20 protein-coding genes are annotated in these 23,586 nt (G+C 68.0%); 11 read left to right on the forward strand and 9 right to left on the reverse strand.

What is annotated here, in order from left to right; all coding sequences use genetic code 11:
• Positions 1-50: 50 nt before the first annotated feature.
• The 7 genes from LWW96_RS01690 to LWW96_RS01720 all read left to right on the forward strand — a co-directional run bounded on the left by LWW96_RS01690 (position 51) and on the right by LWW96_RS01720 (position 7,125).
• A complete protein-coding gene (locus tag LWW96_RS01690) occupies positions 51-1,016 on the forward strand; it encodes a sulfonate ABC transporter substrate-binding protein (protein ID WP_291483935.1) in 966 nt (321 codons plus the stop codon).
• A 31-nt stretch (positions 1,017-1,047) separates the two neighbouring features.
• The gene (locus tag LWW96_RS01695; RefSeq protein ID WP_291483936.1) at positions 1,048-2,064 is read left to right on the forward strand and encodes a sulfonate ABC transporter substrate-binding protein; all 1,017 of its coding nucleotides are present in this window, start codon (positions 1,048-1,050) and stop codon (positions 2,062-2,064) included.
• A gap of 141 nt (positions 2,065-2,205) precedes the next feature.
• The gene (gene ssuD / locus LWW96_RS01700) at positions 2,206-3,384 is read left to right on the forward strand and encodes an FMNH2-dependent alkanesulfonate monooxygenase (RefSeq protein ID WP_291483937.1); all 1,179 of its coding nucleotides are present in this window, start codon (positions 2,206-2,208) and stop codon (positions 3,382-3,384) included.
• 30 nt (positions 3,385-3,414) lie between these two features.
• Complete coding sequence (gene ssuC, locus LWW96_RS01705) at positions 3,415-4,278, forward strand: aliphatic sulfonate ABC transporter permease SsuC (RefSeq protein ID WP_291483938.1); 864 nt, start codon at positions 3,415-3,417, stop codon at positions 4,276-4,278.
• 198 nt (positions 4,279-4,476) lie between these two features.
• Complete coding sequence (locus LWW96_RS01710) at positions 4,477-5,289, forward strand: ATP-binding cassette domain-containing protein (protein WP_291483939.1); 813 nt, start codon at positions 4,477-4,479, stop codon at positions 5,287-5,289.
• 191 nt (positions 5,290-5,480) lie between these two features.
• Positions 5,481-5,696, forward strand: a complete 216-nt coding sequence (locus LWW96_RS01715; protein ID WP_291483940.1) for a molybdopterin-binding protein — start codon at positions 5,481-5,483, stop codon at positions 5,694-5,696.
• A gap of 232 nt (positions 5,697-5,928) precedes the next feature.
• Positions 5,929-7,125, forward strand: a complete 1,197-nt coding sequence (locus LWW96_RS01720) for a glycoside hydrolase 100 family protein (protein ID WP_291483941.1) — start codon at positions 5,929-5,931, stop codon at positions 7,123-7,125.
• Between the two features lie 88 nt (positions 7,126-7,213).
• Here the strand turns inward: LWW96_RS01720 and LWW96_RS01725 are convergent, their stop codons facing one another.
• From LWW96_RS01725 to LWW96_RS01735, 3 genes are read right to left on the reverse strand one after another with little or no spacing between them, the layout of a single operon-like run.
• Positions 7,214-7,804 carry a hypothetical protein gene (locus tag LWW96_RS01725; protein WP_291483942.1) on the reverse strand — a complete coding sequence of 197 codons (591 nt, stop codon included), beginning with the start codon at positions 7,802-7,804 and terminating at the stop codon, positions 7,214-7,216.
• Positions 7,805-7,847: 43 nt separating this feature from the next.
• Positions 7,848-9,305: a sensor histidine kinase gene (locus LWW96_RS01730; RefSeq protein ID WP_291483943.1), complete on the reverse strand. Its 1,458-nt coding sequence runs from the start codon at positions 9,303-9,305 to the stop codon at positions 7,848-7,850.
• Positions 9,271-9,984: a response regulator transcription factor gene (locus tag LWW96_RS01735; RefSeq protein WP_291483944.1), complete on the reverse strand. Its 714-nt coding sequence runs from the start codon at positions 9,982-9,984 to the stop codon at positions 9,271-9,273. The genes LWW96_RS01730 and LWW96_RS01735 overlap by 35 nt, the downstream gene beginning before the upstream one ends.
• 151 nt (positions 9,985-10,135) lie before the next feature.
• Between LWW96_RS01735 and LWW96_RS01740 the strand changes: the two genes are divergently transcribed.
• Both LWW96_RS01740 and LWW96_RS01745 read left to right on the forward strand, forming a co-directional pair.
• Entirely contained in the window at positions 10,136-10,558 is a 423-nt protein-coding gene (locus LWW96_RS01740) for a tripartite tricarboxylate transporter TctB family protein (protein WP_291483945.1), read from the forward strand.
• Between the two features lie 10 nt (positions 10,559-10,568).
• Positions 10,569-12,080: a tripartite tricarboxylate transporter permease gene (locus LWW96_RS01745; RefSeq protein ID WP_291483946.1), complete on the forward strand. Its 1,512-nt coding sequence runs from the start codon at positions 10,569-10,571 to the stop codon at positions 12,078-12,080.
• Between the two features lie 86 nt (positions 12,081-12,166).
• On the opposite strand, the gene LWW96_RS01750 is transcribed toward LWW96_RS01745, so the two are convergent.
• Positions 12,167-14,473, reverse strand: coding sequence for an ATP-dependent DNA helicase (locus LWW96_RS01750; protein WP_291483947.1), 2,307 nt, complete (start codon positions 14,471-14,473; stop codon positions 12,167-12,169).
• Complete coding sequence (locus LWW96_RS01755; protein WP_291483948.1) at positions 14,470-15,384, reverse strand: hypothetical protein; 915 nt, start codon at positions 15,382-15,384, stop codon at positions 14,470-14,472. The genes LWW96_RS01750 and LWW96_RS01755 overlap by 4 nt, the downstream gene beginning before the upstream one ends.
• Before the next feature lie 557 nt (positions 15,385-15,941).
• On the opposite strand from LWW96_RS01755, the gene LWW96_RS01760 reads away from it, so the two are divergent.
• The gene (locus tag LWW96_RS01760; protein ID WP_291483949.1) at positions 15,942-16,934 is read left to right on the forward strand and encodes a tripartite tricarboxylate transporter substrate binding protein; all 993 of its coding nucleotides are present in this window, start codon (positions 15,942-15,944) and stop codon (positions 16,932-16,934) included.
• A 263-nt stretch (positions 16,935-17,197) separates the two neighbouring features.
• On the opposite strand, the gene LWW96_RS01765 is transcribed toward LWW96_RS01760, so the two are convergent.
• The 4 genes from LWW96_RS01765 to mdlC form a co-directional block, all read right to left on the reverse strand.
• Positions 17,198-18,172, reverse strand: coding sequence for a tripartite tricarboxylate transporter substrate binding protein (locus tag LWW96_RS01765; RefSeq protein WP_291483950.1), 975 nt, complete (start codon positions 18,170-18,172; stop codon positions 17,198-17,200).
• 58 nt (positions 18,173-18,230) lie between these two features.
• A complete protein-coding gene (locus tag LWW96_RS01770; RefSeq protein WP_291483951.1) occupies positions 18,231-19,172 on the reverse strand; it encodes a 2-dehydropantoate 2-reductase in 942 nt (313 codons plus the stop codon).
• A gap of 156 nt (positions 19,173-19,328) precedes the next feature.
• Entirely contained in the window at positions 19,329-20,783 is a 1,455-nt protein-coding gene (locus LWW96_RS01775; RefSeq protein WP_291483952.1) for an aldehyde dehydrogenase, read from the reverse strand.
• Positions 20,784-20,832: 49 nt separating this feature from the next.
• Positions 20,833-22,380 carry a benzoylformate decarboxylase gene (gene mdlC, locus LWW96_RS01780; protein WP_291483953.1) on the reverse strand — a complete coding sequence of 516 codons (1,548 nt, stop codon included), beginning with the start codon at positions 22,378-22,380 and terminating at the stop codon, positions 20,833-20,835.
• Between mdlC and LWW96_RS01785 the strand changes: the two genes are divergently transcribed.
• The gene (locus tag LWW96_RS01785) at positions 22,322-23,431 is read left to right on the forward strand and encodes a LysR substrate-binding domain-containing protein (protein WP_291483954.1); all 1,110 of its coding nucleotides are present in this window, start codon (positions 22,322-22,324) and stop codon (positions 23,429-23,431) included. The genes mdlC and LWW96_RS01785 overlap by 59 nt on opposite strands.
• Positions 23,432-23,586 lie beyond the last annotated feature (155 nt).

The raw sequence follows: 23,586 nt of genomic DNA on the forward strand, positions 1-23,586 counted from the left end.
CTGCCAGCCCATCGGACGCTCTTTCACCCTTTTGCCTCTGGAACCGCACCATGAACGAACTTGCCCGTTTCTCCCTGCAGCGCCGCCAGCTGCTGGCCGCAGGCACCGCCGCCGCTGCCACCACCCTGGCACCCCAGGCCTGGGCCCAGGCGCCGGCCCGCGTGCTGCGCGTGGGTCACCAAAAAGGCTGGCTCTCCATCCTCAAGGGCCGCGGCACGCTGGAAAAGCGCCTGGCCCCGCTGGGCGTGAAAGTGACCTGGACCGAATTCAATGCCGGCCCCGTGCAGCTCGAAGCGCTGAACGTCGGCTCCATTGACTTTGGCGACGTGGGCGAGGCCCCGCCCATCTTTGCCCAGGCCGCCGGCGCGCCGCTGGTCTATGCCGGCGCCACCGTGCCGCGCCCCGCGCTGGAGGCGGTGGTGGTGCCCAAGGATTCGCCCATCCGCAGCGTGGCGGACTTGAAGGGCAAGCGCGTGGCCTACAACAAGGGCTCCAACGTGCAGTACTTCCTGGTCAAGCTGCTGGAAAAGCAGGGCCTGAAATACGGCGACGTGCAGTCCGTCTTCCTGGCCCCGGCCGACGCGCGGGCGGCCTTTGAAAAAGGCGCGGTGGACGCCTGGATCATCTGGGACCCCTTCCTCGCCGCCGCGCAAAAGACGCTGGACGCCCGGCTGCTGGCCGACGCCACGGGCGTGGTGAACAACCGCGCCTACTACTTCACCTCGCGCGAGTTCGCCACCCGGAACGCCGATGTGCTGCGTATCGCCATCGAAGAGGTCAACGCCATCGACACCTGGGCGTCCAGGAACAAGGACGCCGCCGCGGCCGAGCTGTCGGCCGTGCTGGGCCTGGACAAATCCATCACCGCGCTGTACCTGAACCGCGCCCGCTTCGGCACCGCGCCCGTCACCCGCGAGATCCTGGCCGAGCAGCAGGCGATTGCCGACACGTTCTACGACCTCAAGCTCATCCCCAAGCCGCTCAACCTGCTGCACGCCGCGCCGGTGGATCTTTGAGGCCCAGGTCCACGCATTGCAAGGAGTCACCATGGCCCACCTTCCCCTGAGCCCCGAGCGCCGCCGCGCGCTGCAGCTGCTGGGCGTCACCGCCTTTCACTGGGCGCTGGCCAGCCGCTATGCCCATGCGCAAAGTCCGGCCGCGCCCGGCCCCGAACAACTGCGCATCGGCTACCAGAAGTCCGCCGTCAACCTCGTCATCCTCAAGCAGCAGGGCGTGCTGGAAAAGCGCTTTCCCGGCACGCGGGTGAGCTGGCTGGAGTTTCCGGCCGGGCCGCAGCTGCTCGAAGCCTTGTCGGTCGGCAGCCTGGAGTTTGGCCTCACGGGCGACTCGCCGCCCGTGTTTGCGCAGGCCGCCGACAAAGACCTGCTCTACGTGGGCGCCGAGCCGCCCAAGCCCGACAGCTCGGCCCTGCTGGTGCTGCAGGATTCGCCCCTGCGCACCCTGGCCGACCTCAAGGGCCGCCGCATCGCCGTGCAAAAGGGCAGCAGCGCGCACTACCTGCTGGTGCGTGCCGTGGAGCGCGCCCGCCTGCAATGGACCGACATCCAGCCCGTGTACCTGGCCCCGGCCGATGCACGCGCCGCGTTCGAGCGCAAGAGCGTGGACGCCTGGGCCATCTGGGACCCGTTCTACGCGGCGACCGAGCTGGCCATTCAGCCCCGTGTGCTTGCAACCGGCCGTGACCTGGCCAGCAGCAACAACTCGTTCTACCTGGCGGCGCGCCCCTTCGTGCAGGCCCATCCCCAGGTGTTGCGCGTGCTGTTCGAGGAACTCAGCCGCGCCGACCGCCTGGCGCAAGAGGCGCGCAAGGACGCGATCAAGCTCATTGCCGACTTCAGCGGGCTGGACGCGGGGGTGGTGAGCCTGTTCATCCAGCGCCGCCCCGCGTCGCCCGTGGGCCTGCTGAGCCACGACACCGTGGCCGACCAGCAGCGCGTGGCCGATGCGTTTTTCAAGCTCGGCCTCATCCCCAAACCCGTGAACGTGGCCGACATCGTGTGGCGGCCGGCGGCTGCGCAGCTGGCGGCGGCGGCGCGGTCTTGAGTGCGCTTTGACTCCGCCCCCCCTTCAATCCGTTCACGCTGAGCCTGTCGAAGCGTCGCGCACGGCTTCGACAAGCTCAGCCCGAACGGTCCGTTTCCACTTGGCCGCGGCCTTCATACCCACCCTTCGAGGCAATCACCCATGAAAATTTTCTGGTTCATCCCCACCCACGGCGACAGCCGTTACCTCGGCACCGCCAAGGGCGCGCGCCAGCTCAACCACGACTACCTCAAGCAGGTGGCCGTGGCGGCCGACAGCCTGGGCTATGAAGGCGTGCTCATCCCCACCGGCCGCTCGTGCGAAGACCCGTGGGTGGTGGCGGCCAGCCTGCTGCCCGTCACGCGCAACCTCAAGTTCCTGGTGGCCGTGCGGCCCGGCCTGCACCAGCCTGCGCTGGCCGCGCGCATGGCGGCCACGTTCGACCGGCTGTCGGGCGGGCGCCTGCTCATCAACCTGGTCACCGGCGGCGACCAGGCCGAGCTGGAGGGCGACGGCGTGTTTCTGGACCACGCCACGCGCTACGAACAATCGGCCGAGTTCATCCGCATCTGGCGCGAAATCCTCACGCGCAGCCACCGCGGCGAAAGCCTGGACTTTGAAGGCAAGCACCTGGCCGTGAAGGGCGCCAAGCTGCTCTTCCCGCCGGTGCAGCAGCCGCACCCGCCGGTGTACTTTGGCGGCTCGTCGCCCGCCGCGCACGACCTGGCGGCCGAGCAGGTGGAGGCCTACCTGACCTGGGGCGAACCGCCGGCCGAGGTGGCAAAGAAAGTCGCCGACGTGCGCGCCCGTGCCGCCAAGCATGGCCGCACCGTCAAGTTCGGCATCCGCCTGCACGTCATCGTGCGCGAGACGGATGAGCAGGCCTGGGCCGCCGCCGAAGAACTCATCCGCCACGTCGATGACGACACCGTGGTGCGCGCCCAGGCCGTGTTTGCGCGCATGGACTCCGAGGGCCAGCGGCGCATGGCGGCCTTGCACAACCAAGGGGTCAAGCGCACCCGCAAGGACCTGGAAATCAGCCCCAACCTGTGGGCCGGTGTGGGCCTGGTGCGCGGCGGTGCGGGCACGGCCCTGGTGGGCGACCCGCAGACCGTGGCCGCGCGCATCCAGGAATACGCCGCGCTGGGGCTGGACACCTTCGTGCTCTCGGGCTACCCGCACCTGGACGAGGCCTACCGCTTTGCCGAGCTGGTGTTCCCGCTGCTGCCCTTGCCGCTGCGCAACCAGCTCGCCAGCGGCAACCCCTTGTTCGGCAACCCGCTGGGTCCGTTTGGCGAAACCGTGGCCAACGATTTTGTGCCGCGTGCATCGCAGAGCTGACCAGCTTGCATCTCCACCGGAAGCCATCCCATGAACCAGACCGTTAGAGAACTTCAGATATCCCCGCTGGCCGACACGGTGGACCTGCCCATCGCAGGCCCTTGGGTGCCCGCATCCGTGGCGCGCCTCGCCCGGCAGATCGCGCAGCGCCTGCTGCCCTGGGCCGTGCCCATGGGGCTGGTCGTGCTGTGGCAGGTGGCGTCGTCGCAAGGCTGGCTCTCCACCCGCGTGCTGCCCGCGCCGCTGGACGTGGTGCGCGCTGCGTGGGCGCTGGCTGCGTCGGGCGAGCTGTGGACGCACGTCAAGGTCAGCGCCGGCCGGGCCTTGACCGGGCTGGCGATTGGCGGCGGCCTGGGGCTGCTGCTGGGCCTGCTCACCGGCTCCATCAAGCTGTTCGAGACGCTGCTGGACTCCACGCTGCAGATGGTGCGCAACATCCCGGCGCTGGCGCTGATCCCGCTGGTCATCCTGTGGTTCGGCATCGACGAGTCGGCCAAGCTGTTTCTCATCAGCGTGTCGGTGTTCTTCCCCATCTACCTCAACACCTTCCACGGCATCCGCAACGTGGACCCGGGGCTGATCGAGATGGGCCGCACCTACGGCCTCGGCCGCTGGCAGCTGTACCGCCAGATCATCCTGCCCGGGGCGCTGTCCAGCATCCTGGTGGGCCTGCGGTTCTCGCTGGGGCTGATGTGGGTGATCCTGATCGTGGCCGAGACCATCTCGGCGCAGGCGGGCATCGGCTACCTCACGATGAATGCGCGCGAGTTTCTGCAGACCGACATCGTGCTGGTAGGCATCCTGCTGTACGCGCTGCTGGGCAAGCTGGCGGATGTTTTTGCGAAGGGCTTGGAGCGCTACTGGCTGCGCTGGCATCCTGGGTATCAAACGTGACACCCCCCTGAGGCGCTGCGCGCCTTCCCCCCCGCTCTCGCATCGCTGCGCGATGCGGGCAGGAGGACGACGCCAGCGCGGCGGGGCGGCCCTTGCGCGGCGTCCCTCGCATGGGGTCGCGCCCAGTGCCGCCATCGCGCGCAATTACTCACATTTTTATAGCTGCTGGCGCTTGATGGATAAGCGCAGGAGGCCATTTTGACCCATAAATCATCTCCACAAGCCCAGGGCGTGCGCCTGGAAGTGCACGGCGTGGACAAGCGCTACGGCGCGCGCGACGTGCTCAAGAAAACCGAGCTGGTGATCGAGCCCGGCGAGTTTGTCGCCATCGTGGGCCGCAGCGGCTGCGGCAAGAGCACGCTGCTGCGCCTGGTGGCGGGGCTGGAGCCGGCAACGGCCGGCGAGATCCGCATCGACGGCGCCAGCGTGGCGGGCCTGCAAAGCGGCAGCACCCGCATCATGTTCCAGGACGCGCGCCTCTTGCCCTGGAAGCGCGTGCTGGACAACGTGGCCCTGGGCCTGCCGCCCGCGCAGCGCGGTGCGGCGGCCGACGTGCTGGCGCGCGTGGGCCTGGGCGACCGCTTGGGCGAGTGGCCCGCACGCCTGTCCGGCGGCCAGCGCCAGCGCGTGGCCCTGGCACGCGCGCTGGTGCACAGCCCGCGCCTGCTGCTGCTCGATGAACCGCTGGGCGCGCTGGACGCGCTCACCCGCATCGAGATGCACCGCCTCATCGAAGGCCTGTGGCGCCAGTCGGGCTTCACCGCGCTGCTCGTCACCCACGACGTGCAGGAGGCCGTGGCCCTGGCCGACCGCGTGGTGCTGGTCGAAGACGGCCAGATCGCGCTGGACCAGCGCATCGCCCTGCCGCGCCCGCGCGCGCACGGCGATGCAGGCTTTGCGCAACTGGAGCAACGCATCCTCGACCGCGTGCTGCAAAAGCCCGGCGCCGAGCCGCAGCCCGAGCCCACCTGGCCCGGCGTACCCGCGCACGGGCTGCGCTGGGCGGTGTAGGCGGTATGCACCCCCTGAGTCGCTTCGCGCCTTCCCCCTCTCCTGCGGGAGGGGGGCGCCACCGGTGGCCTGGCAAAGCCAGTTCCACGGTGGCCCTGGCGGGGAGCGCGCCGCTTTCGGGCGCTGCCACGCGTTGCTAGCGTCCTGAATTCCTCTTTATTTTTTCAACGGACTTTTCAAGGAGAACCCTCATGTCCATCCAAGCCATCAACGTTCGCAACCAGTTCAAGGGCAAAGTGCGCGAGATCATCCGCGGCGACGTCGTCTCCGAGGTCGATGTCGAGACCCCCTGGGGCATCGTCACTTCCGTCATCACCACCCGCTCGGTGGACGACCTGGGCCTGGTCGTGGGCTCCGATGTGGTCGCGCTGATCAAGTCCACGGAGGTGTCGATCGCCAAGCTGTGAGGGCGGGCGAGGGCCCCATGCCGCCCAGCGCTGAAAAAAAGCGCTGGCGGCCATGAACAGTGGAGCAAGCCAGCGGCCCTGGGGTGCGCGCTGCCGCGACCGGGGGCGCCGTGGCGCCTGGCCCGGGCGCTGCGCCTGGACGCGGGGGGCCGGGGAACCGGCTTCAGTTTGTTCCCTTAATGGGGAACGGGTCTTATGGTCACGCGCGCCCCGGCGGCGCTAGGCTTGCGGCATGCCGAAGAAAAACCACGCGTTGGATGCCTCTGCGCTCACCCTGGTCGACACGTGCTGCGAGGCCTCGCTCGCGTTGCTCGAGAGCAACCTTACGCCGCACGGCATCCTGGCCGCCAGCCGCACTCCGCAGGCGGTGGCGCGCCGCTACACCCGCATCTTCGGGCGCGACGCGGCCATCTGCGTGATGGCCATGTGCGGCAGCGGCGTGCCGGCGCTGGAAGAGGGCGCCGTGGCCAGCCTGGACGCGCTGGCCGCGCAGCAGGCCCCCAACGGCCAGATTCCCAAGTATGTGGACCCGGAAGGGCGCGATGCCGACTTTTGGTACCTGGGCTGCATCGACGCCACGCTGTGGTGGCTGATCGCGGTGGACCACGTGCGCCGCCACGGCAAGGTGGGCAGCGACCGCTGGGCTGACGGCGTGGCGCGCGCTCTGGCGTGGCTGCTGGCCCAGGAGCACCAGCGCTTTCGGCTGCTGCAGCAGAACGAGGCCAGCGACTGGGCGGACATCATGCCGCGCTCGGGTTACGTGCTGTACACCAACGCGCTGTGGTACGACGTCAAGCGCCGTTTTGCCCTGGAGCACGCGCAGGACACGCACCACCACTTCAACCACCTGTTCAACCCCTTTCAGCGCGACCTGCACCAGTACCACCGCGCGCGGCTGCTGCAGCACTACGCGCGCCGGGGGCGCAACGACCGGGGGCTGTACCTGAGCTTTGTGAACCTGGCCGTGGCCGGGCACGAAGGGGACGTGTTCGGCAATCTGCTGGCCATCCAGTGCGGGTTGGCCGACGAGGCCATGGCGCACAGCATCGTGCACACCGTGCTGGCGGCCCACGCCAGCGATCCCTATCCCGTGCGTGTAGTGCTGCACCCCCTGTCGCAGGACGACCCGCAGTGGCGGCCCTACATGGGCCGGCACCGGCAGAACCTGATGTACCAGTACCACAACGGCGGCATCTGGCCCTTTGTGGGCGGATTCTGGGTGATGGCGCTGGCCAAGCTGGGGCTGCGCAACAAGGGCTGGACCGAACTGGCCCGGCTGGCCGAGTTGAACGCGCTGGGCGACTGGCGGTTTACCGAGTGGTTCCACGGCCGCTCGTTGCAGCCGGGCGGCATGGCCGGCCAGAGCTGGAACGCGGCCACCTTTTTGCTGGCGCGCCGGGCGCTGCAAGGGCAGTGGACGGCTTGGTAGATTTGGGGCAAAAAGTGCCTCTGGCGATTGTCTGGCAAGCGCGAGCAGCTATCAATAGCAGAGCGTTCGAGCCCGCTGCCCCTGCGCGTTACTGCGGCAGGCAGGCCGCGAAGTCGCTGCCCGGGGCGGCCAGCTCGGCCCGCTCCAGCGGCACGGTGGTGTCGCTTTGCGAGGGCGCCTTGGTGGTGCGCGAGCCGTTGGCCCACTGCCAGCGCTGGCCGTCAAACCGGTAGATGAAGGTGTGCGTGCGGTTGGCCACCAGGTGCACGGGCGACAGGATGATGGCGCGCGCATCGGCCTCGCTGGGCGCGGTGGCCTGGGCCTCGTTGTCCTTCACCACGATCTTGCCCAGCAGCGGAGTGATGGGGGAATCGGTGGTGGTGACGTCGCGCTGCACCAGGGCGGCGCTGTAGCCGTGCACGGTCCAGCGGCCGTCGCCCGTGGGCTGCACGGTGGGCTGGCGGGCCTCCACGGCGCGGGCGCAGGCGGCGGCCAGGGCGTCCAGCGCGGCCTCGGCGGCGGCGGCCACTTCGGGTGCCACGGGCGGCTTGGACGATGTGGCGCGGTCGCAGCCAGAGAGCGCCAGGGCTGCCAGCAGCGCGGCGGTAGCAGTCGCTAAGGTCGAGGCGGCCGCAGCGCCGGGGCGGAAAAGCGGGGTGGGGGAGTTTGGTTTCAGCACCCGCCCATTGTGGCGGTGCGGCCTGCGTGGGCCTTGATGCGAATCAAGCCGCTTCGGATCCGGCCAGTGGTAGCCACACGCAAGCGGCCAGCCCGCCGCCGGGGGCCGGCTCCAGCGCCAGGCGCCCGCCCATGAGCTGGGCATAGCGGGCGACGATGGACAACCCCAGGCCCACCCCCAGGCCCAGCTGCTGCCCGGGCTCGCCCTGCGCCCAGCGCTGCTGCAGCTGCTGCGCCAGAGCCGGGTCCACGCCCGGGCCGTTGTCGGTCACGCACAGTCGCGCATAGCCATCTTCGCGGCCCAGGGCCACGGTGATGCGGGGCGGGGCACCGCGCCCGTAGCGCTGGGCGTTGTCCAGCAGGTTGTTCAGGATGCCTTCGAGCAGCGCGGGGTTGCCGCGCACCTCCAGCGGCGTGTCCAGGCCCTCCGCACCCAGGTCGATCCCCAGTCCGTCGGCGCGGGGCAGGTGGCGCAGCAGCACTTCGCGCACCAGGGCGGGCAGTGCCACGGCCTGCAAGGGCAGGGCGATGCGGCTCTCGGCCACGCGGGCCAGCGCCAGCAGCTGGTCCACCGTGCGGCTGGCGCGCTGCTCGGCCTGGGCAATGCCTTCGAGCTCGCTGCGCCAGACGGCCGGGTCGCTGTGTGCCAGCGCATGCGCGGCCTGGGCGCGGATGCCGGCCAGGGGCGTGCGCAGCTCGTGCGCCACGTTGCCCGCGAATTCGCGCTGGGCTTCCAGACCCTGCTGCACACGCTTCAGCAGGGCATCCAGGGCCTCGCCCAGGCGCTGTACTTCGTGGGTGGCGGCGCCTTGCGCCAGGGCGGCGGGCAGCGGCTGCAGGTCGGCCGCGTCGCGGTGGTCCATGGCGTCCTGCAGGTCCGTCAGGGGCTGCAGGTCGCGCTCGATGCCGCGCAGCAGCCCCGAGCCCAGCACCACCAGCAGCCACAGCTGCGCCAGGCCGGAGTACACCAGCAGCCGGCGCAGCAGCTGCGTGCGCTCGGCGGTGGTCTGGGCCATCACCACGGTGTAGGGCTGCGGCCCGTCAATGCGCAGGCTGACGCGACGCAGCTCCCGCCCGTCGCGCACCAGGTGCGAGAACGTGTGGGCGCCGTTGCCCGGCGGCAGCCCGCCCGGCGCCAGCTCGGCGTCGCCCGCCAGCAGCGCGCCATCGGGGCCATAGATGGCAAACCATACGGTTTCGCTCTGGTCGAAGCGCAGCAGCCCCAGCTCGCGCGGCGTGAGGTCCAGGTGCAGGGCGCTGCCGCCGTTCGCGGGCGTGGCTTCTGCCCCGCGCACGTGCGCCGCCAGCGCGTGGGCATCGTCCAGCAGGGCGCGGTCGAAGGCCTCGGCCACAAAATGGTTGCCCACGCCCAGCACCACGGCGCTGCCCAGCCCCCACACCAGCACCAGCGAGAGCAGCACGTGCCGCCCGATGCGCTGGCGCAGCGTGGGCGGGCGGCTGCCCGGTTCAGGGGCGCGCAGCGGGGGGCGTGCCTGTGTCATCTTCCAGCAGATAGCCCAGCCCGCGCAGCGTGCGGATGGCGGCGCCGCTGCCCGCGATCTTGCGCCGCAGGCGCGAGAACGAGGCCTCCAGCGCGTTCTCGCCCACCGCTTCGCCAGCCCCGGACAGGCGCTCCGACAGGTCGCCCTTGCTGAGCACGCGGCCCGGCGGAGTCATCAGCTCCCACAGCAGGTCGAATTCCCGCGCGGGCATTTCCAGCGGCTGTCCGTCCACGCTGAAACGGCGGGCCTGGCGGTCCAGCACCAGCCGGCCCACCGTCACCTGGTCGGCCGTGCCGCTGGCGCGGCGCAGCAGGGCGCGCAGGCGGGCTTCCACCTCTTTCAGCTCGTACGGCTTGCCCAGGTAGTCGTCGGCGCCGGCGTCCAGCCCGGCAATGCGTTCTTCAGTGCTGTCGCGGGCGCTGAGCACCAGCACGGGGGTGCGGTCGCCCCGGGCGCGGGCGGCGCGCAGCGCCGTGAGGCCGCTGCCCAGGCCGCTGCGCGCGTGCGCGGCGTGGGGCAGGTTCAGGTCCAGCAGCACGGCATCAAAGGGCTGCACGGCCCACCAGTGCTGGGCTTCTTCGACGGTGTGGGCCCGTTCGACGCGGTGGCCCGCGTTTTCAAGACCCTGGGCCATGGTGCGGCTGAGCACGGGGTCGTCTTCCACCAACAGGAGGCGCATGGAGGTCGGGGTTCTACGTGAAATTACGCATGGCCGAGATCAGCCAGCAATCAGGTTCGATGGGGATAGTCCGCCTGTCAGCATACCCCAGCCCTGGGCGCCATTTGCGCCGCCCGATGGGGTCATCCGCGTTTCAGGAGACAAACTTTTCATGATCAACCGCAATCTCGTCAGAGGCGTTGCCCTCATGGCCTTGGCGCTGGGCTTCGGCCTGCCGTCGGTGGGCTATTCATTGGGGTCGCTCGGCCACGCAGGGCCGGGGATGTTCCCCTTCATTGTCAGCTGCATGCTGTTTGTCATCGGGGTCATCACCGTGGTGCGCGCACGGCTGGTGGCGCCTGTGCCCATGGATTTCCAGGTGCGCAACATCGCCATCATCCTGGGCAGCCTGTGCGGCTTTGCCGCGCTCTCGCACTTTGTGAACATGATCGCGGGCATCGTGTTCCTGGTGTTCTGCTCCGGCTTTGCGGCCAGCACGTATTCGTGGAAGCGCAGCCTCAAGATCACCGCCGTGCTGATCGCCATCGCGTTCGCGTTCCAGAAACTGCTGGGCGTGAGCCTGCCCCTGTACTGAGGTTGCTGCCATGGAAGTCTTGAACAACCTCGCGTTTGGCTTCAGCCACGCATTGACGCTGCAGAACCTGATGTTCTGTGCCCTGGGCTGCACCGTGGGCACCCTGGTGGGCCTGCTGCCGGGCCTGGGCCCGCTGGCGACCATCAGCCTGCTGCTGCCGCTGACCTATTCCATCGACACCACCGGTGCGCTCATCATGCTGGCCGGCATCTACTACGGTGCGCAGTACGGCGACAGCGTGAGCGCCATCACCATGAAGATCCCGCATGCGAGCAGCATCGTGGCGTGTATCGACGGGTATGCGATGACGCTGAAAGGGAAAACGGGGCTGGCCCTGTTCACCGCCGGCTTCTCCAGCTTCATCGGGGGCACGGTGGCCATCGTGGTGCTGGCGTTCCTGGCGCCCAGCCTGGGCGAGGTGGCCTTTTTGTTCGGCCCCGCCGACTACTGCGCGCTGATGCTGGTGGGCTTTGTGTGCGTGAGCTTCGTCACCACCGGCAGCCTGCTCAACGGCCTGGCCATGTGCATGGTGGGTGTGCTGCTGGGCTCCATCGGTACCGACGTGAACAGCGGCATGGCGCGCTTCACCTGGGACGCACCGTTCCTGGCCGACGGCGTGGGCATTGTGAGCATTGCGCTGGGCTGTTTCGGCATTGCCGAGATCTGCAAGAACCTGGATTCGCGCGAAGAGCGTTCGCCCTTCAACGGCAAGATCAAGCTCATGCCCACCTGGCCTGAGTTCAAGCGCATCATTCCCAGCGCCTTGCGCGGCAGCGTGGTGGGCTCGTTCCTGGGCATCCTGCCCGGCGGCGGCCCGGTGATTGCCCAGTTTGCCGCTTATGCGCTCGACAAGAAGGTCAGCAAGTACAAGGACGAGATCGGCACCGGCTGTATCGAAGGCGTGGCCGGCCAGGCCGCCGCCGACGAGGCCGCCGCGCGCACCAGCTTCATCCCGCTGATGAGCATCGGCATCCCCGAGAACGCCGTGATGGCGCTGATGATGGCCGCGTTCATCATCAAGGGCATCCAGCCCGGCCCCAACATGATCGCCGGCCACCCCGAGCTGTTCTGGGGCCTGGTGGCCAGCATGTGGATCGGCAACGTCTTTCTGCTGGTGCTGAACGTGCCGCTGGTGCGCTACTGGCTGTCGGTGTTCAAGATTCCGTACAACGTGCTGTTCCCGGCCATTCTGTTCTTCTGCTGCATCGGTACCTACAGCATCAACAACAACCTGGACGACGTGTTCATCACCGTGGCCTTCGGCGCCCTGGGCTACCTGTTCATGCGGCTGGAGATGGATCCCTCGCCGCTGATGCTGGGCTTCATCCTGGGCCCGATGCTGGAAGAAAACTTCCGCCGCTCCATGCTGCTGTCGCGCGGCAGCTTCGGTGTGTTCATCAACCGGCCCATCAGCGGCACGCTCCTCGGGCTCATCGCGCTGTTCATCCTCTGGCAGCTGGTGGTGTTCTTCCGCCAGCGCAGCCGGACCAAGGAGCTGGTGGCAGCGCCAGCGGCCGTCTGACGCCAGATCGCAGACTATTGGATTGACTCTCTGTGCTGCATTTGCAGCTTTGCAGGCCGGGCACCGCGAGGTGGCCGGCCTTTTTTTTATTGAAGTTGCCACCAGGCCGGCAGCAGCGCGCGCACCTCGGCGCGCGCAAACCGGTCGTCCATCAGGTGCACCACACCTTCGTCGCTGGGCGTGCGGATCACGCGGCCCGCCGCCTGCACCACCTTCTGCAGGCCGGGGTAGAGGTAGGTGTAGTCGTACCCGTCGCCGAACAGCGCCTGCATGCGCTGGCGGATCTGTTCGTTCACGGGGTTCACCTGGGGCAGGCCCAGCGTCGCCAGAAACGCGCCGATCAGGCGCTTGCCCGGCAGGTCGATGCCTTCGGCAAACGCGCCGCCCAGCACGGCAAAGGCAATGCCCTGGCTGGTGTCGGTGAAGCGGGCCAGAAAATCGCGCTGCTCGCCCTCCAGCATGCGGCGCGACTGGCGCCAGTGCGGCAGGTGCGGGTGGTGGCGCTCGAACACGTCGGCCACCTGCTGCAGGTATTCGTAGCTGCTGAAGAACGCAAGGTAGTTGCCCGGCCGTGCGGTGAACTGCTGCGCCATCAGATCGGCAATGGGCGCGAGGGATGTGGGGCGGTCCGGGTAGCGGGTAGAGATGCGCCGGGCCACCTGCACGTGCAACTGCCGGGCATGAAACGGCGACTCCACATCCACCCACGCAGGGTGGTCGGGCAGGCCCAGCAGGTCGGCGTAGTAGCGCGCGGGCTGCAGGGTGGCCGAGAACAGGGTGCTGGTGTGGGCTGCGGCCAGCCGAGGCTGCAAAAAAGGTGCGGGCACCACGTTGCGGGTGCAGACCACGGAATCGCCGGGCTTGGCGGCCGGGCGGTGGGCTGCGGAAGCTTGCGTGATGTCCACCAGCGAATGCGCATCCAGCAGTTCGGCCATGCGCACCAGGTGCACGGCGTCGAAGTAGAAGGCCTGCAACGCCGCGTCAGGCTCGGCGGGGTGGTCGGCAAAGTGGTCCGACAGCGTGCTCCCGCATTCCTTGAGTGCGGCCAGCAGCTTGTCGGGGAAGGCGTCGTACACCGCATAGGCGGCGGTCTGCGCCTTGTCGAGCGCCACCCACTGGCGGCGCACCTTGTCCAGCGCCTTCTTCACCGCGGGGTGGCGCGTGGCGGCGGGCGACTGCCGGGCCTGCGCCAGGCTGTCCGGCCGCAGCTCGGCCGTGTACATCTTGCGGGCGCGCTCCACCAGGTTGTGGGCCTCGTCCACCAGCAGCGCGGCGCGCCACTGGTTGGCTTGCGCCAGGCCATGCAGCAGGCCGCCCAGGTCGAAGTAGTAGTTGTAGTCGCCCACCACCACGTCGGCCCAGCGCGCCAGCTCCTGGCTCAGGTAGTAGGGGCAGACCTGGTGGGCCAGCGCCACCTCGCGCACGCGGGCTTGCTGCAGTAGCGCGGGGGCAGAGCGGGCGTCGTCGGTGGTCGGTGCCACTGCCGCAGCGCGGGCGGCGGGCAGGCGGTCGTAAAAGCCCTGCGCCAGCGGGCACGACTCGCCATGGCAGGCCTTGTCGGGGTGCTCGCAGGCCTTGTCGCGTGCCACCAGTTCCAGCACGCGCAGCGGCAAGGCGGGGGCGCTGTCCGCCAGCCGCGCCAGCGCATCCAGCGCCATCTGCCGGCCCGAGGTCTTGGCCGCCAGAAAGAACACCTTGTCGATCTGCTGCCCCGGCGCGGCCTTGAGCAGCGGGAACAGCGTGCCCATGGTCTTGCCGATACCCGTGGGCGCCTGGGCCAGCAGGCAGCGGCTGGCCACCGCTGCCTTGTACACCGCCTCGGCCAGCGGGCGCTGCCCGGCGCGGAAAGCGCCGAAGGGGAAGGCCAGCGCGGCCAGCGCCGCGTCCCGTGCGGCGCGGTGCGCCACCTGCGCTTCGGCCCAGGCCAGGAAGCGCTCGCAATGCGCCTCGAAATGCTGCTGCAGGTCGGTCGCGCTGTGGCGCTCCGTGAAGACCGTCTCCTTCTGCGTGCCGATGTCGAAGTACACCAGCGCCAGGTCGATATGGCCCCAGCCCTCCTGCTGGCACAGCAGCCAGCCATAGATGCGAGCCTGTGCCCAGTGCAGCGCGCGGTGCGATGCGGGCTGCCGGTCCAGGCGGCCCTTGAAGGTCTTCACCTCGTCCAGCCGCTGCTGCGCGGTGTCGACACCATCCGCCCGGCCGCGCACGCGCAATGTCTTGTACTGCCCGGCCAGCGCGACCTCGGCGCGGTAGTCCTTGCCGCGGCGTTCTGCCACCGCGGCGTGGCCCGCGATGCCTTCGAGGGCCGTAGGGGCGGGCGTGAAGCGCAGGTCCAGGTCGCCCTGCTTGGCCGTGAACTCGCACAGCTCGCGCACCGCGACGGTGTAGGTCATGGCGGTGGCTCGGCGCAGGGCGGGGCGCCGGTATCGGGCGGCAGCGCCTCGGCATCGGCCTCGCCCAGATGGGCCTGCGCCAGCTCGCCCTCGCTGCGCAGGGGCGTGGCCTTGCACAGCGCCATCCACACCGCAAAGGGCAGGGTGCAGCGGCTGTGCCGTGCGGGGCGCAGCAGTTCAAAACGCCCCTCGTCCACGCTGCCGTGCAGCACCCAGATGCCAAAGTGCTCGGGGATCTCATCGGGCTCGGCAATGCCGGCCGGGAAGACGTAGTAGCACTCCTCGCAGAGCCACTGGTAGGCCTGCCGCTTGGCGTCATGCCGCAGGTCCGACAGCAGGTCGGCCCGGCTGGCCTTCACCTCGTGCACCATGGGTTGCAGGTAGGCGGGCACGGAGGTGTTGCGCACCGAGAAAAGATCGGGCCGGGCCATGCGCCACACGTTGGCGGCGGCGCGGGCCGCGGGGGCGTGGTCATCGTCGGCCCAGAGCGGCGCCATGGCAGGCGCAGCGTGGGCGGCCGCGCCGGCCGTGTCCGCGGGCGGCATCCCAGCGCCCACCGGCACGCTGTCGACCACCGCGCGCAGCGACAGCTCCGTCCACACAATGCGCCCCGCCGCCAGCAACTGCGCCGCAAACTTCTGCCCCAGCCGGTCGTGCAGGCTCAGCGCCCGCACGCCGCGTTGGCGCGCCTGCGCCAGGGTGCGAATGCCTTCGTCGGTGAGGCGCAGGGTTTCGCAACCATCGGGTGCCGTGTGCAGGCTGATGAGCCCGGCCGCCAGCAAGTCGATCTCCAACCCATCCTTGCACGGCCACCCCGCAGAGCGCCAGATCTGCATCAGGCGCGTGCGGTGGAAGCGGGTGATAGGGATGGCGGGCGGGGAGTCCGAAGTGGGGGAGGGCAGCACCGTCATGGCGGGGTGGGTGGGCTGGCACTGATTTTAATCACAGTGTCTGGCGGGCTGCTATTAGGTGAGGTGACAGAGGGGGAAAGAGAAATTTGAGTCAAATTGGCTTCTTTCGACCTATGGGTAAGCGCTGGCAGCTATTGAAATAGGAGCATTTTCGCCCCCCTTGCGGGGACGGCATGGAGAGGCCAGAGCGGACATCGTGGACTGCGCCGTGGGCTTCTACAACCCCATCAAGCTCCACTCCACGCCGGATGTCAGTCACCCCACAACGACGCAGCAAAGCCCGGCAGCGCGGCGGCGCGGCTCACCTTGCAGGTTCAAAAGTGTCTTTTTGATATGCGCAGATCAAATAGCACTTAGTCGATTCATTGTATTGATGGATGAAGAACGCACGCCGAAGATTGGGCATGCCTGCACCCAGGCTGTGCCGGCGCTGAGCGGCACCTTGGCACATCCCGCTTCATCCGGGTGGAGGTGGTCTGACACCCCATCTCGGCGAAGCGTCATTTCTTTGTTCATTGCCCAAGACCCGGCAAACCCGGGCATCACTGGAGACACGCATGCAATCCCATCCCCTTCGCTTCAAGCGCCACCTGCTGGCGCTGGCTTGCACGGCCTTCGGCTTTCTGGTGCAGCCCGCCCGGGCCCAGACCGAAAGCTGGCCCGCCAAGCCGATCAAGGTGATCGTGAACTTCCCGGCCGGCGGCGCGGCCGACCAGATTGCACGCGCGGTGGCTGTGCCACTGCAGACTTCGCTGGGCCAGCCCGTGGTGGTTGAGAACCGGGGCGGTGCAGGCGGCAACATCGGCGGGGAAGCCGTGGCCAAGTCGCCGGCTGATGGCTACACACTGCTTTTGAGTTCGGGCGGAATGGTGTCGGTCAATCCCTACCTGTATCCCAAGATGCCGTTCGACCCCGCCAAGGACTTGGTGTCCGTAGCTGCGGCAGCGCGGGTGATGGTATTTCTCGAAGTCAGGCCGACGCTGCCGGTCAACAACATCCAGGAGTTCATGAAGTACCTCAAGGCCAACCCCGGCAAGTTGACTTTTGGCACGCCGGGCAACGGAAGCTCGCCACACCTGGCGGCTGAGATGCTCAAGGCCCAGGCCGATGTGTTCGCTGTGCATGTGCCTTACCGCGGGGCGGCCCCCGCCATGCAGGACCTCCTGGGCGGGCAAGTGGACTTCATGTTCGATCCCGGCATTGGCCTCTCGCATGTCAAGGCGGGCAAGCTCAAGCTGCTCGCGGTGGGCAGCGCCAAGCGTTCGCCCCTGTTCCCCGACGTGCCCACGCTCGATGAGGTGGGGCTCAAAGGGTTCGATGCCGACACGTGGTTTGGCTTTTACGCTCCTGCCGGCACACCGCCCGAGGTGGTGGCGCGCCTGAACCGCGAGATCAACAAGGTGCTGGCCACAACCGCCGTGAAGGAGCGCATCACGGCAATCGGTGGCGTGCCCGCCCCCATGTCTCCTGCCGACTTCCATGCCCGCGCCGCCATCGACAGCACGCGTTTTGGCGCGCTGATCAAGGCGCGCAATATCCAAGGGGACTGAAGGCTGCGCCGGCCGCAACGAATGGCCTGGGGTCGATGACAGGTTCCAGTTCACCGCCAGCGGCTACGGGAAGGGTGTGGTGGTCGAGTTGGGCCAATGGAGCGGCTGGCAACGGCTCAAGTCCCTTGACTGCCGCGAAGGCGCCGGACCGCTGCGTGGCGCGCCAGGCGTTGCGGCCTGAAGGGATGCGGGCCGCAAGCACAGCCCCTGCGAAGAGCGGTCCAGGGACCGCTCTTCGCCCATCGGACCGGGCTCGTGGCCCGTCAGTCCAGGGAAATGCCGCGCTCGCGGATCAGGCGGGGCCAGTACTGGCTTTCCTGTGCCCAGTGCTTCTGCATGGCGGCGGCATCGGACGGTGTGGGCTCAATGCCCATGGCCGCGAACTGAGTCCGCACGGGTTCGGACTGGATGGCCTTTTGCAACTCGGTGCTGAGCTTGGCCACGATGTCTTTGGGCGTGGCCGAAGGGACGACCAGGCCCTGCCATGCGACCGCCTCGACGTCGGTGTACCCCAATTCCATGAGTGAAGGCACATCCGGCAGCGCGGCCAGCCGCGACTTGGAGAACGTGGCCAGCGGCTTGAGCTTGCCTGCCTTGATCATCTGCATGCCGGCGGCGGAGTCCACCACCATCAGGGGGAGTTGCCCGCCCACCACATCCTGGATGGCAGGTGCCGCGCCGCGGTAGGCGATGTGGACCATGTCCAGCTTGGCACGCGACTTCAGCATCTCCATGGCCAGGTGGTGGGGGCTGCCCACGCCGGGCGAGCCAAAACTGAGTTTCCCGGGGTTGGCCTTGGCGGCCTCCAGCAGAGCCTTCACGTCGGCGTAGCCTGCGTTCGGGTTCACCGCCAGCAGCAGCGGGAACCGCGCCATCATGCCCACCGCCGTGAAGTCCTTTTGCGGATCGTAGGAGAGCTTCTTGAACAGAGCCGTGTTAAACACCAGCGTTCCATTGTCGGCGGTGAAAACGGTGTAGCCGTCCCCCGGTGACTTGGCCACGTTTTCTGCGCCGATCACCGTGGCGCCGCCGGGCTTGTTGTCGATGAGCACCGATTGGCCCAGCTGTGCCGACAGCTGCGTGCCGACCGCACGCGCCAAAGCGTCAGAACCACCACCCGCGGCGTATGCGACAACCCAGCGGATGGGTTTGGAGGGGTAGGCGTCCGCCTGAGCCAGGCCGCAATAGGTACCGGCCAGGACGGCAGCACCAATCAAAAGGGAACGTCGATTGCGCATGAATGTCTCCTGTAATAGTTAGGACGTTGCAAAAACGGTGAACTGATGGGGCGGGATCTCAGCGGGCTGTGGTCACCACGCCGGCGATCCGTGCTTCCACCAGACGCACCAGGCGCAGCAGGGTGCGGGTACAAGGCACGGGCACGCCGCTGCGGTCTGCAGCCGCAACGACGGCGCCGTTGATGGCTTCAACCTCAGTCCTGCGGCCCGCCAGAACGTCTTGCAGCATGGAGGGCTTGTGGCCGACGTGGCGCGAGATGGCATCGGCCACGCGGGCCGCGCACCCATCCCGATCCACCGCGATCCCCTGGGCTTGCGCCACTGCCAGGACCTCGTCCACCACGGCAAAGGCCAGGTCCCGACCGTCATCAATGGCGCCAAGCTGGTCCACGGTGCAGTGGCTCACAGCACAGATGCTGTTCAGCGCAGCGTTGAAAGCCACCTTCTCCCAGATGGCGGACCACACCGCCGGGTCAGCGGTGCACGCCAGCCCGGCATCGGCGAGGGCCTGCACGACCCTGGCGAGCATTGGATGTTCGCTGCCATCGGCCGACATGAGCCGCACCACGCCCTGGCCATGGGAATGCACGTGGCCCGGCCCCACCAGATCCGCCGGCCATGTGGTCACGCCGATCAAGATGCGGCTGGGTGCCACATGGCGCTGGATGACTTCCACGTTGCCAAGGCCGTTCTGCAGCGACAGGACCTGCGTCTCTGTCCCGATCAGGTGGGCCACGCCGGCTAGCGCACTGGCAGTGTGCAAAGTCTTGGTGAACACCAGTAGCAGGTCCGGCGACCCTTCGGCCTGGGAAGGCTGGCAGGCCCGCAGTGCGTGGATGTGGCGATCCCCCTGGTCGGTGTGCAAACGAAGACCATTCACCCGAATGGCTTCCAGGTGCGCGACATTCACGTCGATCAAGGTCACGGAATGGCCTCGCTCTGCGAGCAGACCTCCGAACAGGGACCCCATGGCCCCAGCGCCAACGATAGCGATCTTCATGGTGCGAAACCTGTAGGCTGTGCGGCTGAGCCACCGGCGGGTGTGCCGCAGGTGGGTGCGCCGCCCCCAAAGTGGCAAGGGGGGCGTGAGGGAGTCATGGCGTGGGCTTCTTCAAGGAAGGTGGGAGTGACTGTGGGTGGCAATTCCGTGGGGAGGTCAGAACGGGTAGTGCCGCGCCGTGGTCTGCACCGTGATCCAGCGCAGGTCGGTGAAGGCTTCGATGCCTGCGCGCCCGCCAAAGCGGCCCCAGCCACTGGCCTTGACGCCGCCAAACGGCATCTGGGCCTCGTCGTGCACCGTGGGGCCGTTGATGTGGCAGATGCCCGACTCGATGCGCTGCGCCACGCGCCAGCCGCGCGCGGTGTCGGCAGTGAATACGGCGGCCGACAGGCCGAAGGCGTTGTCATTGGCGCAGGCGATGGCGGCTTCCTCGCCGTCGACCCGCACGATGGCCTTCACGGGCGCAAAGGTTTCCTCGCTGTAGATGCGCATGGCCGGGGTTACGTTGTCCAGCAAGGTGGCGGGCATGAGCGTGTTGTCGGCCTTGCCGCCGCACACCAGCTTTGCGCCCTTGGCCAGGGCGTCGTCGATGAGCTCGTTGACGCGGCGCACCGTGCGCATGTCCACCACCGAACCCAGCACCACCGGCCCCTTGCGCGGGTCGCCCAGCGGCAGGGCCTGGGCCTTGGCGGCCAGCTTGGAGACAAAGGCATCAGCGATCTTCTGGTCCACCACGATGCGTTCGGTGGACATGCAGATCTGCCCGGAGTTGGCAAAAGCGCCAAACGCTGCGCCGTTGACGGCCGCGTCCAGGTCGGCATCGTCCAGCACCAGCAGCGGGGCCTTGCCGCCGAGTTCCAGCACCGAGGGCTTGAGGTGGAACGCGCAGCGCGCAGCGATGATGCGCCCCACGTGGGTCGAGCCGGTGAAGTTCACGCGCTTGACGGCCGGGTGCGCGATCATGGCCTCCACCACCTCGGCGGCGTCCTCGGGCGCGTTGGTCACAAAGTTGACCACGCCGGGCGGCAGCCCGGCCTCTTGCAGGGCCTGGATGATGAGCCCGTGCGTGGCAGGGCACAGCTCGCTGCCCTTGAGCACCACGGTGTTGCCACACGCCAGCGGCACGGCCACCGCGCGCACGCCCAGAATCACCGGCGCGTTCCACGGCGCCATGCCCAGCACCACGCCGGCGGCCTGCCGCGTGCCCATTGCCAGGCTGCCGGGCACGTTCGATGGGATGACCTCGCCGCTGATCTGGGTGGTCAGCGCGGCCGCCTCCACCAGCATGTCCGCGGCCAGGTGCACGTTGAAGCCGGCCCAGATGCCGGAAGCGCCGATCTCCGAAGCCATGGCGGCGGTGAACTCCGCGGCCTTGGCTTCGAGGGACTGCGCGGCCTTGAGCAGCAGCGCGCGGCGCTCGCCGGGCGCTGTCTGCGACCAGGCCGGAAAGGCGGCAGCGGCGGCCTCCACGGCCGCGACTGCGTCCTGCGGCGTGGCGGCGGGCGCCGTGGTGGCGACCTCCCCATCCAGCGGGTTGGTGCGCGTGAATGTGGCGCCATTGCTGGCTGCGCGGGCCGCGCCGTTGATCAGCATGCTGATGGTGTTGCTCATGTCATGTCTCCTGGTTGATGTGTTGGGTGTTCAAAGTCCGGTGCCGGGGTCAGGCGACCACCAGCTCGATCAGGCAGGGGCCCGTGGCGGTGAGCGCGGCGCGCAAGTCCTCCGCCAGCCGTGAAGGGTCGTCGGCCCGCGTGGCAGCCATGCCCTGGCCGCGCGCCAGCGATACAAAGTCGAGCTCGGGCAGGTCCGTGCCGGCGGGTTTCTCGCCCGGGGCGAAGCCAAACACCGGCGCAAAGTCCTGCAAGGCCGCATAGCGGCGGTTATTGAGAATCACGAAGGTGATGGGCAGGGCGAGCTGCGCGGCGGTGTACAGCGCCTGGATGGAGTACATGCTGGAGCCGTCGCCGATGAGCGCGATGGTGCGCCCCTTCGTCCCCATCCGCTGGCGGCCCAGCGCCAGGCCCACGGCCGCCGGCATGCCGTAGCCCAGGCCGCCGCTGGCCATGGTGTAGAAGCTGCCTGGCCCCGCCATGGGCAGCCGCGCCTGCATCACGCCGCGCGAGCCCGGGGCCTCTTCCACCACCACGTCCTCTTCGCGGCGTACCTCGTTGAGCACCTGAAGGGCATAGGCGACCTCCATGGGGCTGCTGCCGGCTGCGGGCTCTGGCCGCGCAGCCGCCGCGGGCAGCGGGCGCTGCGGTGGGTTGCACGCCTGCAGCAATGCACCCATTGCCAGGTGCAGGCTGGCCACCAGGCTGTTGCCGGTGGGCGTCCAGGCTGCCATCTGCGGGTCGTCCACGATCTGCCAGAGCGCGGCGCCTTCGGGAAGGTGCGAGCCCTGTCCTTCGACGTGGTACAGAAACGCGGGCGCCCCCAGCACCAGCACCAGGTCGTGCCCCGCGAGCTTCTCGACAATGCGCTCGCGCATGGCGGGCAGAAAGCCGCCAAAGAGGCGGTGGTTCTCCGGAAACGCGCAGCGCGCGCTCATGGGCGCGGTGTACACCGGCGCTTGGTGGCGCTCGGCCAGTTCCACCAGCATGTCCATCGCGCCGTCGCGGTCCACCCCCGTACCCGCCACGATGGCCGGGCGGCGCGCACCGTTGAGCGCATCGGCCACCTGGCGCAGCACAGCGGGGTCTGGAGCGATGCTGCGGCTGACTTGCCGCGGCTGCACATAGTCTGCGGGCTGGTCCCAGTCGTCCGCAGGGATGGAGACAAACACCGGCCCACGCGGGGCTTGCATCGCCACGTGATAGGCCCGTGCCAGGGCCCGGGGAACATCCTCGGCCCGTGCGGGTTCGCATGCCCACTTCACATAGGGCTTGGGCAGATCGACAGCCTGGGTGGCCGACAGGAACGGGTCAAACGGCAGGATGGAGCGTGCTTGCTGGCCGGCGGTAATGATGAGCGGCGTCTGGTTCTTGAACGCCGTGAAGATGTTGCCCATGGCGTGGCCCACGCCGGCTGCGGAGTGCAGATTGACCACGGCCGCGTTGCCGGTGGCTTGCGCGTAACCGTCGGCCATCCCCACCACCACCGACTCCTGCAGGCCCAGCACATAGCGGAAGTCGCCCGGGAATTCGCGGAACATGGGCAGCTCCGTGGAGCCAGGGTTCCCAAAAATGGTGTCGATCTGCAAGTCACGCATCAAGCGAAAGAAGGCGTCCCTTACGGTGGGCTGCTGTGGCGCGTCGGTTGGCATGGCTTGTGATTCGCGGCTGTTGTCAGGAGCGGCCAGTTTCGGGAGATTCAAAGAATTCGACAACAATATGAACTTACTAAGTACTATTGGTTTGCCGAATATGGAGCCCATTGACCTGAACCTGCTGCGGGTGTTCGACGTCATCTATCGCACCCGCAACGTGAGCCGTGCCGCCGAGCAGTTGGGCATGTCGCAGCCGTCCACAAGCCAGGCGCTCACCAGGCTTCGGCTGACTTTGAGCGACCCCCTCTTCGAGCGCACACGCAACGGAATGAGGCCCACACCGAGGGCCGATGATCTGGCTCAGTTTGTTCAGATGGGCCTGGCCCAGCTGGATGCCGGGCTTGCGTCCGACACGGTGTTTGATCCGCTGAAATCAACCGCAGAGTTGCGCATCCACCTCACCGACATTGGTGAGGCGCGCTTTCTGCCGAGCTTGATGGCGGAGATCCGGCAAAAAGCCCCCGGTATCCGGGTGAGTGCGAGCACATGGCAGCAGTCGCAGATCGCTACCGCTCTGGACAACGGTGAGATCCATCTCGCCATCGGCTTTCTCCCCGAGTTGAAGAGTTCGGCGCACGAGAGGTTGCTGCAAGACCGCTACGTGGTCCTGTTGCGCGCGGGACATCCGGCGACGGCGCTACTCAAGCGCAACGCACTCACCGTGAGGAAGATGCAGACGATGGATCTTGTGGCGGTGCGCTCGCACACCCAAACCCTTCAGATGCTGAAGACGGCAAACCTGGAAGGACAGATCAAGCTGACGACCTCGACCTTTCTTGCGCTTCCTGCCATCGTGAGAAATACCAATCTGGCAGCGCTGATGCCGCTGGCGGTTGCACGCGACTTCTTGCCGCGAGAGGAATTCATGTTGCTTGATACGGATTTCCCGGCAAACCAGTTCACGGTCTCTGTGCACTGGAGCCGCCGACATGAACACTCCCAACTGGTTCGTTGGTCCAGGAAAGTGGTTCTGGACCTTTTCAAGAGCGCGTAGCTTTCTTTTGCCATCTGTTCAGACCGGACACATGGTTAACAGGTGTGCGGGGACATGGTTTACAGATTTGATTAAACGGCTTCGGTGTCGGTCAGGTCAATCACCAGACAGCGGTGATGCGCGAAGAACACTTCAAAGCAACCGTCCTTGTCCTG

The organism is Acidovorax sp., assembly GCF_021287135.1.
Lineage (GTDB): Bacteria > Pseudomonadota > Gammaproteobacteria > Burkholderiales > Burkholderiaceae_C > Acidovorax.

Coding starts and splice junctions, on each gene's coding strand:
- LWW96_RS01690 (WP_291483935.1), top strand. CDS start 51: ATGAACGAACTTGCCCGTTTCTCCCTGCAGCGCCGCCAGCTGCTGGCC.
- LWW96_RS01695 (WP_291483936.1), top strand. CDS start 1,048: ATGGCCCACCTTCCCCTGAGCCCCGAGCGCCGCCGCGCGCTGCAGCTG.
- ssuD (WP_291483937.1), top strand. CDS start 2,206: ATGAAAATTTTCTGGTTCATCCCCACCCACGGCGACAGCCGTTACCTC.
- ssuC (WP_291483938.1), top strand. CDS start 3,415: ATGAACCAGACCGTTAGAGAACTTCAGATATCCCCGCTGGCCGACACG.
- LWW96_RS01715 (WP_291483940.1), top strand. CDS start 5,481: ATGTCCATCCAAGCCATCAACGTTCGCAACCAGTTCAAGGGCAAAGTG.
- LWW96_RS01720 (WP_291483941.1), top strand. CDS start 5,929: ATGCCGAAGAAAAACCACGCGTTGGATGCCTCTGCGCTCACCCTGGTC.
- LWW96_RS01730 (WP_291483943.1), bottom strand. CDS start 9,305: ATGACACAGGCACGCCCCCCGCTGCGCGCCCCTGAACCGGGCAGCCGC.
- LWW96_RS01735 (WP_291483944.1), bottom strand. CDS start 9,984: ATGCGCCTCCTGTTGGTGGAAGACGACCCCGTGCTCAGCCGCACCATG.
- LWW96_RS01740 (WP_291483945.1), top strand. CDS start 10,136: ATGATCAACCGCAATCTCGTCAGAGGCGTTGCCCTCATGGCCTTGGCG.
- LWW96_RS01745 (WP_291483946.1), top strand. CDS start 10,569: ATGGAAGTCTTGAACAACCTCGCGTTTGGCTTCAGCCACGCATTGACG.
- LWW96_RS01750 (WP_291483947.1), bottom strand. CDS start 14,473: ATGACCTACACCGTCGCGGTGCGCGAGCTGTGCGAGTTCACGGCCAAG.
- LWW96_RS01755 (WP_291483948.1), bottom strand. CDS start 15,384: ATGACGGTGCTGCCCTCCCCCACTTCGGACTCCCCGCCCGCCATCCCT.
- LWW96_RS01760 (WP_291483949.1), top strand. CDS start 15,942: ATGCAATCCCATCCCCTTCGCTTCAAGCGCCACCTGCTGGCGCTGGCT.
- LWW96_RS01765 (WP_291483950.1), bottom strand. CDS start 18,172: ATGCGCAATCGACGTTCCCTTTTGATTGGTGCTGCCGTCCTGGCCGGT.
- LWW96_RS01770 (WP_291483951.1), bottom strand. CDS start 19,172: ATGAAGATCGCTATCGTTGGCGCTGGGGCCATGGGGTCCCTGTTCGGA.
- LWW96_RS01775 (WP_291483952.1), bottom strand. CDS start 20,783: ATGAGCAACACCATCAGCATGCTGATCAACGGCGCGGCCCGCGCAGCC.
- LWW96_RS01785 (WP_291483954.1), top strand. CDS start 22,322: ATGGGCAGCTCCGTGGAGCCAGGGTTCCCAAAAATGGTGTCGATCTGC.
- mdlC (WP_291483953.1), bottom strand. CDS start 22,380: ATGCGTGACTTGCAGATCGACACCATTTTTGGGAACCCTGGCTCCACG.